This window comes from Clostridium beijerinckii HUN142 (assembly GCF_000621745.1).
Lineage (GTDB): Bacteria > Bacillota > Clostridia > Clostridiales > Clostridiaceae > Clostridium > Clostridium beijerinckii_A.
The window spans coordinates 108,374-120,215 of the sequence record NZ_JHXK01000011.1 but is presented as its reverse complement, the minus strand read 5'-3'; the positions used below and the strand labels follow the sequence as shown (position 1 = coordinate 120,215).

At 28.7% G+C, this 11,842-nt stretch carries 10 protein-coding genes; 8 read left to right on the top strand and 2 right to left on the bottom strand.

What is annotated here, in order from left to right:
• The first annotated feature begins 10 nt into the window (after window positions 1-10).
• Window positions 11-1,285, top strand: coding sequence for a TolC family protein (locus T483_RS0106120; RefSeq protein WP_026886048.1), 1,275 nt, complete (start codon window positions 11-13; stop codon window positions 1,283-1,285).
• Between the two features lie 446 nt (window positions 1,286-1,731).
• On the opposite strand, the gene T483_RS0106115 is transcribed toward T483_RS0106120, so the two are convergent.
• Together T483_RS0106115 and T483_RS31525 are read right to left on the bottom strand one after the other, a co-directional pair.
• The gene (locus T483_RS0106115; protein WP_026886047.1) at window positions 1,732-2,121 is read right to left on the bottom strand and encodes a thioesterase family protein; all 390 of its coding nucleotides are present in this window, start codon (window positions 2,119-2,121) and stop codon (window positions 1,732-1,734) included.
• A 417-nt stretch (window positions 2,122-2,538) separates the two neighbouring features.
• Window positions 2,539-2,688, bottom strand: a complete 150-nt coding sequence (locus T483_RS31525; protein WP_196244852.1) for a hypothetical protein — start codon at window positions 2,686-2,688, stop codon at window positions 2,539-2,541.
• A 433-nt stretch (window positions 2,689-3,121) separates the two neighbouring features.
• On the opposite strand from T483_RS31525, the gene T483_RS0106105 reads away from it, so the two are divergent.
• The 7 genes from T483_RS0106105 (at window position 3,122) to T483_RS0106075 (ending at window position 11,801) form a co-directional block, all read left to right on the top strand.
• Window positions 3,122-4,594, top strand: a complete 1,473-nt coding sequence (locus tag T483_RS0106105) for a GH25 family lysozyme (protein ID WP_026886046.1) — start codon at window positions 3,122-3,124, stop codon at window positions 4,592-4,594.
• 557 nt (window positions 4,595-5,151) lie between these two features.
• Window positions 5,152-6,138: a polysaccharide deacetylase family protein gene (locus T483_RS0106100; RefSeq protein ID WP_026886045.1), complete on the top strand. Its 987-nt coding sequence runs from the start codon at window positions 5,152-5,154 to the stop codon at window positions 6,136-6,138.
• A gap of 187 nt (window positions 6,139-6,325) precedes the next feature.
• The gene (locus tag T483_RS0106095; protein WP_026886044.1) at window positions 6,326-7,027 is read left to right on the top strand and encodes a hypothetical protein; all 702 of its coding nucleotides are present in this window, start codon (window positions 6,326-6,328) and stop codon (window positions 7,025-7,027) included.
• Window positions 7,028-7,230: 203 nt separating this feature from the next.
• The gene (locus T483_RS0106090) at window positions 7,231-8,484 is read left to right on the top strand and encodes a hypothetical protein (protein WP_026886043.1); all 1,254 of its coding nucleotides are present in this window, start codon (window positions 7,231-7,233) and stop codon (window positions 8,482-8,484) included.
• 11 nt (window positions 8,485-8,495) lie between these two features.
• Window positions 8,496-9,182: a response regulator transcription factor gene (locus tag T483_RS0106085; protein WP_026886042.1), complete on the top strand. Its 687-nt coding sequence runs from the start codon at window positions 8,496-8,498 to the stop codon at window positions 9,180-9,182.
• A 4-nt stretch (window positions 9,183-9,186) separates the two neighbouring features.
• A complete protein-coding gene (locus T483_RS0106080) occupies window positions 9,187-10,566 on the top strand; it encodes a sensor histidine kinase (protein WP_026886041.1) in 1,380 nt (459 codons plus the stop codon).
• A 143-nt stretch (window positions 10,567-10,709) separates the two neighbouring features.
• Complete coding sequence (locus T483_RS0106075; RefSeq protein WP_026886040.1) at window positions 10,710-11,801, top strand: leucine-rich repeat domain-containing protein; 1,092 nt, start codon at window positions 10,710-10,712, stop codon at window positions 11,799-11,801.
• Window positions 11,802-11,842 lie beyond the last annotated feature (41 nt).

Sequence of the window (11,842 nt, the reverse complement as noted above, 5' to 3'; positions counted from 1 at the left end):
AGATTTATACATGAGAAAAAATATAAATAAGATAATAGCATTTGCAATAGGGATTAGTGTTATGAGTGGTGGTATTGTACCGGCACTTGCGGCAGATTCAACTCAACAAACTGCTGTTAGTACAAGCACTACAACAAATTCACAAATCGTAAACGGAAAGCCATTGATTACTTTAGATGAAGCTATAAAGTCTGCAATTAGCATTAGTAATACATTAGCATTTGATGAGCAAAAAATAAGTTATCAAGATAAAATTAATGATCTTAATGAAAAAATTGATGATAATAATGGTAAAACTAATAGCGATAAAAAAGACTTAGATAGTGATACTGCAGATACTACTTTAAAGCAAGTTAAGCAACAAAGAGATTTTGATGAAGACAAGCTAATACAAAAAACTACTACAGCTTATAATGGAATTGTTACAAGTCAAATGAAAATAGATAAAGCAACAAAAGATTTAGAAGTTAAAACTAAGCAGCTTAATGATGCAAATCTAAAAAAGGGTCTAGGAATTATAACAGCAACAGATTTGACAAATACTCAACTTCAGATTGAAAGTTTACAAAATTCATTGAAAGCAAGTAAAAATGCATTAAATGATTCTATAGCGAGTTTTAAGGTTTTAACTGGTAAAGATGTGTCACAATATAGTCTAGAACAAGATATTAAATATGATACATTTAAAATAGACGGTTCTGTAGATGGATACTTAGATAACGCAATAGATAATTTTGAAAAATATACTGAACAATTAATTAAGCTTAATAAAGATTACCTAAAAGATAATGAAGTAAAGGAACCATCTAAGCAAGCAGAAGTTGATGTGCCGTCAGAACCAAAGTTTACTTCAACTTCAGATGCAGCAGATATAAGTAAGTACTTAACTGATTATCAAAATTATCAAAACGCTTTAGCAGCTAGCCAAGCATATGCAGCGGGGTTATCACAGCGTATAACTTATTTAAATTCAAAACTGGGTGTTTATCAAAATGAAACTAACTTAACTGAAACTAAGAAAAAATTTAAGGACCAATTAAGAACATTCTATACAAATCTTCTTTCTACAGAAGATAGTATTACTACATTAAAGAAAAATATAGAGTTAAATAATAAGCAACTTAGTGATGCTAAGCTTAAATATGATTTAGGAATGATGACTAAATCAGATTATGATGCCTTAGTTGTAAACAGTAAAGATTTAGAGATTCAACTAAGAACTTTAATTGATAGCTATAATACTCTAAAAGAAGAGATTCAAAAACCTTGGATAGCATTTTCTTAAATTGGCAATAACATTCAAGGCTAAAGTATAAATTTAAATTAAAAAGTCTGTATATACTCTAATCTGATAATTTATTAGATGATATTGAAGTGTATACAGGCTTAATTTACATTAAAAATATAACTATTTATTTTGAAGCAAGTTATATTAAATGATAATAATAGGCTTTTTTATAAAATCAATTTAATACAAGAAGTTCATGGGTTCACATATATAGTATGTTGAGCGTGTTTTGTGAATAAATAGATGATTATGAGCATATATATTCATAAAATATTCGGAGACTATGAAGTTTATTAAAATAAGAAAATAATAGAAACAATGTTTTCCAATCAACTTTTCTAAGATATAGCAGATAAGTAAAAAGAAATGATTTAAAAGAAAAAAGAATTATAGTTGAAAGGAGAGTGTCCTTTTAATTATAATTCTTTTTACGTGTAATATAGTTATGGATTTTTTGTTTTTCTCATAAAATCTTCTGAATTTACTATATACCTTATATGAGAACCTTTTCCGATAGTACCTTGATCATCACTAGCCTCTACATCAAAAAATAATTTTTTCCCATCTACTTTTGTAAGGGTAGCTTTACATTTTATATTTGCGCCAATTGGAGATGCTTTAATATGTTTAACACTCATGTCAATGCCTACTGTAGTATAGCCACTTGGAAGTTCCTCTATTACTAAACTTTTTGATACATTTTCCATTAGAGCAATCATAGCTGGGGTTGCATAGACTTCTAGATCCCCTGATCCCATTTTTATAGCCGTTTCATTTTCTGTAACTTTCAACTCTTTAATATATGAAGTACCTTCAGTTAAATTAAATTCCATCGAACACCACTTCTCCTCTTAATAAATATAGATTTATTATTAAATATGTTACATTATAATAATTTTATAGTACTAAATATTTTAATACTTTTCAAGAATAATAAAAATTAGTAAGGATTAAGAAAAAGATTCTGGATTTTTAAAGAAACATTTTAATATTACAATAAACCTTTTTTAAAATTTTTATTGTTCTAAATATAAATTGTTTCAAAGTTAAAAAGGAAAATTTATAACAATTACAGCCAAAATATAATAAAAAAGTGCTTGGAATATTAAATTAATTATATTTTGAAAAATACTAGAAGTTATTAATTAAATAAAAGAAAATAACTAGCAGATTAAATTCTACTAGTTATTTTTTTATATGCACACGTAAATATTTACTATTAACAAGTTGTATATATTAAAATTATAATTTTATCGCCTCAAATTATCTTCGTAAATATCTTTCCTAGAAGATGGAGGAGTTACACGAACATATGCATATTCAGGAGCTTTATACCCTGGACCATATATCAAAAATTCGATGATTTTCTTAGTAAAAGCCTTAACGAGTATTTTTCTCATTTAACATCACTCCTTACCTATATGTTACATTAATTATATTGGAATATTCGGAAAATTGCAACATTTTATTAATGAATAATAATTATTATCCAGTATAATACATTCATTTTTATAGAATAGAAAAGCATAATAGTTTTCTTATTCCACTCTTATTATAAATCTATGATGTATAAGTAAGATTTATTAATTTTTTCATCTAGTAAATTTTATCTATGCTATTAGATAATAAATAGCTAGTATAGTTGCAATTATGATTTACTAAAAGAAGAAATGAGAAAGTTACATAAAAATGTTGCTTCCATTATTATCCTCAATACCCATAGTAAATTAATTGATTGAAAATGACATTAATTGTATAATTTTAGATGAGTTGATTGAACCGGATTAAAGAATAACTAAGTATTTAGTGAAAATTAAAAGGAGACTGATCCATGTGAATATTAGAAAAAAACTTACTTCATTTATACTAGTTTTTTTTATTAGTATAAGTTTTGGACAAGCGTTAAATGCACAAGCTGCAACTGCTGATTCAACAATAGTATCAAGTAACACTCTTAACAAGTCGTCAGAGGAAATTCCTAATCCAGGTATACCTGAAAATAAGCCTAATGAATTAAATGTTATTTCTAAATATAGTACTCAAAGTATTAGTAATAGTGATGATATAAAAGTTAATATAACATCAACTATTGGTTGGAGAAAAGAAAGTGGATACTGGTATTACTATAAATCAGATAACACAAGGGCAACTGGGTGGATTAAGCCAGATAAAAGCTGGTATTACTTGAAATATGATGGAAGAATGGTAACAGGGTGGTTTAATACCAATGGTATATGGTATTACTTAGATCAATCAGGCAGTATGGTTACTGGTTGGAGTAAATTGAACAATGTTTGGTATTTCTTAAACAATTCGGGGGCTATGGTGACAGGACTAAATAAAATAGATGATAAAATTTATATGTTTTATAGTAGTGGTGAAATGGCTAAAGGATGGTATAAATTAGGAGATAATTGGTATTATTATGGTAGCAGTGGAAGTATGGCAAATGGATGGATTAAAGATAATGGAACTTGGTATTATTTATATGATACTGGTGCTATGGCTAAAGGATGGGTTAATATTGATGGAAAGTGGTATTATTTAAAATCTAGTGGAGCAATGTCAACAGGATGGATAAATTCTGGAAATGATACTTATTATTTAGATAAATCATCTGGAGCGTTAGTTACAAATTCCACAATAGATGGTTATAAAATTGGTTCTGATGGCAAAAAAATAGGATCAGGAAATCCAGGCAATAATAATTCAGGTACTGTAACTGATACTTTATTAAAAGGTATAGATATTAGTCATTACAATGGGGATATAGATTTTAAAAAAGTTAAAGCTTCAGGGATCCAATGTGTATACATAAAAGCTACAGAAGGGACAACCTATGTGGATAATTATTTAGGAATTAGTTATAGTGGCGCGAAAAATGCAGGATTAAAGACAGGTTTTTATCACTTTCTAGTTGGGACAAGCTCTCCTGAAACACAAGCACGTAATTTTTATAATAGCATAAAAGATAAACAGAATGACTTAAAACCGGCTTTAGATATAGAACAAGATGGATTTGATGTCATGGGTTATGCATTAAGGTTCATAGATGAATTCAAGAAATTAAGTAATATGGACATTTGTATATATACATATTCAGATTTCATAAAGAATAATTTAGATAGCAGATTATCTAAATATACATTATGGGAAGCCAATTATTATAAGAGCCCATTTAACTTACCAGCAAATAGTGTATGGAATTCTAGAGCAGGACATCAATATACAGATAAAGGTGTTATTGATGGGATCTATGGAGATGTTGACTTAGATGAATTCACAGAAAATATTCTTAATAATTAAATGTTTTATAAAAAAGTAGATAAATCTGTTAAAAGAAAAGCTATCCTTAAAGGATGGCTTTTTTTATTCTTTAGGAAATTATAATGCAATTAAATCTGTGGATAACTTTTATAGTAGTCTATTTTACTAGGGTTAATTACTATAAAAGAATAAAAAAATAAATCATATTCACCTGCCAAATTTTTCTCACATGCGTTCGAAAAGGCAGATGCGTAAAAAAATCTTCAGCTCCAAAGTCGCTTGCGATTTTGTTCTATGCTACAAAACGAAAAAATGCCTTATTATGATCTATTAATATTTTTGAAATAAAATCATTTATTGATTGAACGGATGAATTTAATGAAAAGTTTCATAATAATATTGTAACTTTTTTTGATTCATTTAGTGTGGAAAACTTTTAAGCTTTATATAGGTTATATAAGTGTAGGAATAATGAATCCAATATAGTTGCATATTAAATAGTATAAATACAAGTACACTATTAAATTTTCCTATGCGGCATACAAGTATAGTTAAAAATTAAATAGTATTTAATTTCAACTAAGGAGGAGAAGTCAATGAGAAAACAGAGACGATATAAAACAATGAGGAATAAGAATACAAAACTCGCGAGGCTAATAGTCTCATTTATATTTATAGTTTTATTTGTAGTATCTATAAGATCATTAATTGATATAAAAACATTATACAATGGACAAGAAGCGCAAGCATTTGATTTGAATAATATTAATTCAAGTTCAGAGAATAAAATAAATGAAATTTCTAATAACCTAAATAGAGATTTAGGAACTAGTTATAAGAAAGAAAGTACAAATGGTTCTTTTACTCAAAAAAATAAGTTTGAAGTTGAAGATGTTGCTTATTTAGAAAGCTATCTAAGCAAAGAAATAAAAGGAGAAAAATGTGATAGATCATATGGTAAAAAGGTTGTTTATTTAACCTTTGATGACGGGCCATCAGTAACAGTTACTCCTAAAATATTGGATATACTTAAGCAAGAGAACGTACATGCAACTTTTTTTCTTGTAGGAAAAGCTATAGATGATAATAATAATGCTAAGAATCTTGTGAAAAGAGAGGTTGCTGAAGGGCATGCAATAGCAAATCATACATATTCTCATAACTATGATTATTTATATCCAGGTAAAAAGGTTAATTTAGATAATTTTATGTCGGAGATTGAAAAAACAAATCAATCTTTAAGAAAGATACTCGGTGATGATTTCTCGACTAGAGTAATTAGATTACCAGGAGGGCGTATGACATGGAACATTAAAGATTCTGATGGAGTAGGTAAATTAGACAAGTTTTTACACGATAAAGATTATCATGAAATTGATTGGAATTCACTATCTAAAGATGCTGAAGGGCAGCACAAAAATGCAGAGCAATTGAAACAAGAAGTTATAAAATCTGTGGATGGAAAAGAAAAAGCTGTAATATTAATGCATGATACATATGGAAAAGAAGAAACAGCGAAAGCATTATCTGGTATAATAAAATATTTAAAAGATCAGGAATATGAATTTAAGATCATTAGATAAATTAGCATTTAAAGTAAAGAACAAAAAACTGTAACTTTTTTGTAACGCTTTTAGTTTAGAAAACTTTTATACTTTAGGTGGGTTATAAAAAATATTAAAGTATATATATTACGAATTTATAGGTAAATTAATTAAATAAATTTTACTTATGTATAAAAAATAATGAAGATTAGTTAGGAGAATAAGTATGATAAATAAAGTTGAAAAGAGATTTAAAATATTGTTTGCAGCAGCTATAATAGGTGCTATCACTATAAGTTCTGCAAGCATAGTGGGGTGCAGTGCTAAAAAGTCACCTGAAATAGATGCTGAAAATAAGGGAATAGTAGCTGAGAAAGTTTCAGAAAATAGTGATGAAATAGAAGGTGAAAATATATCAGAAGAAGTAGTCCGTATTGATAAATCCTCCAATAATGATGATAATAAAGAAATAACAGATTTACAAGTAAAAAAGAAAAATGATTCAGTTAAGATAACTAAAAATGACAAGCCTATAGCTGTCTCAAAGTCAGACGCTGAAAAGAACAATTTTACAGAATATATAGATCTATTAGGTATGAGCAAAGAAAAACTTGTAGGTACATTAAATGAAAAGCCAAGTTCCATTGGAGAAGGTGGAATAGAATTTGAAAAAGCTGGCATTAGAGTTTGGTTTGATAAGAAAAATAATAATCAGGTAGAGCAAATATTTACTATGAGAAATGATTTGAATTTAAATGGTGCTAAGATTGGTGACAAGATAAGTATATTTAAAGAAGTCTTTGGAAATCCAGTTAGCAATAAAAATGGAGATGCACATTTTAAGTATAACAATATATTTTTATTTGTAAATTATGATACAAATACTGAACAAACGTATGCCGTATATATTTTAAAGAACGATTTTTAGTAAATTGAAAACAGCTTTCCTATTTTAAAATTATAGAATTATAGTTGTAGGTTAAGCATTGAAGCACAGAGAATTTACTGAAAAATACAATAAAAACGCAATACTGTATCTAAATGCTAAAAATTATGGATATGAAGCAATTATATGTCATGAATAAGGTGAAAATAAATAATAATCAGAATGAAAAGTGGGGTATATAAGTTATGAGGAAATATGCAAGAGTTGTAATACTGATTATTTCTTTAGGGAGTATTCTAACAGGTTGTGGGAATATTGTAAATGCAGCTAGTTTAATTCAAGCTCCTATTCTTTCAAATGTGAAAGAAAATGAAATTAATAAAGAGCTAAAAGAAATCTTACTTCCTGGAAGCGAATTCTTGGTTCCTAAGAATTCACAAGAAAAACAAAGCGTTTTTGTAGATGATGTAGATAAAGATGGTAAAAGCGAAGCCTTTGTATTATACAGGGATATGAAAGAAAATAGACAAGTTCATCTATTGATACTCAAAGAAGAAAATGGAAAATGGAATAAAATGCTTGATATAGCTACTAATTTTAATATTCTTGATTATTTTAGGCTTGAAGATCTTGATGGAGATGGGAAAAAAGAAGTGATTTTAGGTGCTTCAATATCAGATTCTGAGCCAAGTAAGCAGTTATTTATATATGAAGTAAATGGAAAAGAATTAGTTGATAAAGTTAATCGTACTTACGAATGGATAGATATATCTGATTACGATGAAAATAAGAAGCCTGATATTCTCATTCTCGATGGAGAAATAAATAAATCGCAAATAGTAGAAATGTCTAATTATGAAAACAAGCAGTTAAAATCTAGTGCATTTATAAACATAAACTCTGAGGGTTTAATTGAAAATGTCGTTAGTGGAAAATTAGCTGATGGGAAGAAAGCGTTATTTATTGATAGTGCACTAGGAGCGCATTCTATGCTAACTGAAATTGTTGCATACGATAGTGGAAGGTTTATTAAAATTGGAGATGAAAATGACGGTATTTTATTTAAGGCATATCCATTATATAGCAGAGATATCAACAACGATGGTATTATAGATGTCGGAGGAATGTATATTCCTAAAGGTTTTGAAGATGCAGCGATGGCGGAAATTCCTTTTATGTATATTTACTCTGATTATAGAGAAGATGGAACACATGAAATTGTAGAAGAAAGATATACAGATAGTGTACAGCATTTCTATATTACAATCCCTTCCAAGTGGCATGGGAAAGTTACAATTAAGAAACTTGATCAAGGTGTTAGACTTATAGATAATGAAAGCCAAGAAAATTTATTTGAGGTAAAATGGATAAATAAAGGTTCATATGGTGAGAACAAAACCAAGCTTGGAGAAACGAAGGATATTATATTTTATGCGGATATTAAAGAAGAACAGTCTATTTCAAAGGAGAATTTTCATTTACTTAAAGATGAATTTTAATGGAGGAAAATATGGAAACAATTCTTGTTGTTGAGGATGAACTATCAATTAGAAGTTTTATCTGTCTAAACTTAAGAAAGAAAAAGTATGAAGTTCTAGAAGCTGAGAATGGAGAAGAGGCGTTATCTATTTTTAACAGTAAAAAGATTGATATTGTTTTGCTAGATTTAATGCTTCCAGGTATCGATGGATTTGAGGTATGTAAGGAAATTAGAAGAATAAACCAATCTGTTGGTATAATTATGCTTACTGCTAGATCTCAGGAGGAAGATAGGGTTAAAGGACTTGTAGAAGGAGCGGACGATTATTTGCTAAAACCTTTTAGTATGGTTGAGCTAGAGGCAAGGATTATCTCTTTAGCGCGAAGATTGAATTATGTATATATAAAGAAAGAAAGTTCAATTATTAAATCGGGACCATTCGAGCTTAATGTAATAAACAAAAAAGTATCTTACCTTGGAAAAGATATTAAAGTAACTCCAACAGAATATTGCTTACTTCAATTTTTAATAAATAATAAGAATAAGGTATTTACACGAAATGATATTTTGGATGAAGTTTGGGGAATAAATTACGTTGGTGATGTAAAAGTTGTTGATGTAAATATAAGACGTATACGAAGGAAAATTGAGAATGATCCATCAGCTCCAAAGTATTTATGTACGGATTGGGGATATGGGTACTTATGGAAGGAGTAAACCTATGAAGCGAAAGATCATTGCTTACTTTATGATCATTAGTTTACTTACATTAAGTCTTGTAATGATAGGGTTTGGAATTGGAATAAGACAATATTATTATCAGGGAATTGCTAATACATTTCAAAGCCAAGCAGAGGCAGTTCCTTCTATATTCACAAAAGAAACTGATTTTACTAATAGTAATTTGATGAAATTTAGCGATAAAATTATCAAAGCTTATCAGTTTAAAGGAGCGGAGTTACAACTACTGAAGAGAAGTGGGAAAGTGATTCAATCATCTACAGGTTTTTATGATGATAAAACTTATTCGGTTGATTCTGATGTGCTAGATTTGAAAACTACGTATAAAATTGAGAAAAATTCATATTCAGGTCAGAAAATTATGGCGATATATACTCCTCTTGTTTTCGATGGCCAAGTGTTGGGGATTTTGCGATATACAACATCATTAACACAAGTGAATGCTTTAATTATGAATCTGTTGATCTATGGGGGAATAATATGCATTTTTATTGCTGTTATTGTATTTCTTGTGAGCTTGCGTTTAGGGAATATAATTGTAGAACCATTAAATGATATTATCAATTTTACAAAGAAAATAGCAGAGGGGAAATACAAGGAAAAAATTAAAAATACTTATCCAAATGAACTTGGGGAAATAGCGAAAACACTTAACTACATGGGTGATGAAATATTAAAAACTGATCGTTTAAAGAATGATTTTATATCATCAATTTCTCATGAGCTTAGGACACCTTTGACAGGAATTAAGGGGTGGATTGAGACAATGAGAGATCCAGACGAATTATCTGATGAGGAATTTCGATTTGGTTTAGCGATTATTAATGATGAATCAGATCGCCTTATCAGTCTAGTGGAGAATCTTTTGGATTTTTCAAGATATCAATCAGATAGAATTAAACTAATTTTATCAGAGGTTAAGATAGAAAAAATTATTAGTGAAGTAACATTTCAGCTCCAAAAGAAAGCGGAAAAAAAAGAAATTAAATTAATTTTGGAAACACATCCAGCAATTATTAAAGCAGATGGTGATAGGTTAAGGCAAGTAATACTAAATGTATTAGATAACGCAATTAAGTTTTCATATAAAAATAGTAAAATTTATGTTATTCAATCAGTTAACGAAGACTCTATTTCTATTAAAATTAGCGATACAGGTATTGGAATTAAAAAGGAGGATATAAAGCATGTTATGGAGTCATTCTATAAAATTGACCCTAAATCTATTGGTGCAGGACTTGGATTGGTCATTTCTAGCAATATTGTAGAGATGCATAATGGCATTCTTAAAATTGATAGTGAATATGGAAATGGAACAACAGTGACAATTTCACTTCCCTTAGAAAAAGTCAGGGGTTAAGAATAAGCCATTAGAATTTACAAAATACTTTACATAAATTATTTTAATAATAGAGATCTAAACAATATTGTGGAATATTATTAATAGTTATGTTAACATACAATAAATTGGAATTTTATGACTTTAAAAGAATGGGGGATAATATGAAAAAATTAAAATTAACAAAAGTAATAGCTAGTGCTTTAGTAGTAGCTTCAGTATTAATGTTAAATCCAATAAGTGCAAGTGCAGAATGGAAACAGAATAAAACAGGTTGGTGGTATTCAGAAGGAAATTCATGGGCTACAGGCTGGAGAGTAATTGATGGAAGTTTATATTATTTTGATATAAGAGGCTATATGTTAGGTAGTACGCCAAATGAGTTTGGGGATGAACATGTAGTTAATAGTAGTGGTCAATTTCAAAATGTCACGATTGAAGGCGCATGGGCTTTTTGTAAAAAAACTGGTGTAATAGTGGCTTATGTAGGTAATGACAGCAATGTTGTAATTCCAGATAAAATTGATAACGTTGCAATAACAGGTATAGGGAATAAAGCATTTTATTTAAATAAGAATATAACAAATATAACTATTCCAAATAGTATAAAAGCCTTAGGAAGATCAGCACTTTTTGGATGTACAGGTTTAACAAGCATAAACATTCCTGCCAGCGTAAAAAGTATAGATGGATATGCATTATCAGGATGCACAAACTTAAAAAATATATCTGTAGATAGCAACAATATAACTTTTAAGAGCGTTGATGGATTATTGTATAGCAAAGATGGAACTAAATTGTTAAATTATCCTGCTGGGAAAGTTGACGAAAAATACGCAATTCCAGATGGTGTGACAGATATAGGGTGGAATGCATTTTCTGGAGGAGTAAATTTAAAAAGCATAGAAATACCTAGCACTGTAACAAGCATAGGAAGTAGTGCATTTGAGGGATGTAAGAATTTAAGCAGTATAACTATTCCTGATGGAGTTATAGATATAGGAATTGGTACTTTTTATGGATGTACAAACTTAAGTAGTATAAAAATTCCTAATACTGTTATAACAATAGAGCATAGTGCATTTCAAAACTGCATTAGCTTAACAAAAATAGTTCTTCCTGACAGTATAACTAAAATAGGAAAAGGAGCATTTAATGGGTGTAAAAATACTTTGTTTAATGTAAAAAGTGAGTCAGTGAAGCAACTTTTAATTAAAGCTGGTGTAGATTATAATAAAATTGTAGGGAATTCCTAAGATTAAACAGTGAGTAGTAAATTAGTTAGTTTTATAGAGTG

Bases quoted from the DNA above. Each gene is read 5' to 3' on its own strand.
- T483_RS0106120 (WP_026886048.1), top strand. From the start codon at position 11: ATGAGAAAAAATATAAATAAGATAATAGCATTTGCAATAGGGATTAGT.
- T483_RS0106115 (WP_026886047.1), bottom strand. From the start codon at position 2,121: ATGGAATTTAATTTAACTGAAGGTACTTCATATATTAAAGAGTTGAAA.
- T483_RS31525 (WP_196244852.1), bottom strand. From the start codon at position 2,688: ATGAGAAAAATACTCGTTAAGGCTTTTACTAAGAAAATCATCGAATTT.
- T483_RS0106100 (WP_026886045.1), top strand. From the start codon at position 5,152: ATGAGAAAACAGAGACGATATAAAACAATGAGGAATAAGAATACAAAA.
- T483_RS0106095 (WP_026886044.1), top strand. From the start codon at position 6,326: ATGATAAATAAAGTTGAAAAGAGATTTAAAATATTGTTTGCAGCAGCT.
- T483_RS0106090 (WP_026886043.1), top strand. From the start codon at position 7,231: ATGAGGAAATATGCAAGAGTTGTAATACTGATTATTTCTTTAGGGAGT.
- T483_RS0106085 (WP_026886042.1), top strand. From the start codon at position 8,496: ATGGAAACAATTCTTGTTGTTGAGGATGAACTATCAATTAGAAGTTTT.
- T483_RS0106080 (WP_026886041.1), top strand. From the start codon at position 9,187: ATGAAGCGAAAGATCATTGCTTACTTTATGATCATTAGTTTACTTACA.
- T483_RS0106075 (WP_026886040.1), top strand. From the start codon at position 10,710: ATGAAAAAATTAAAATTAACAAAAGTAATAGCTAGTGCTTTAGTAGTA.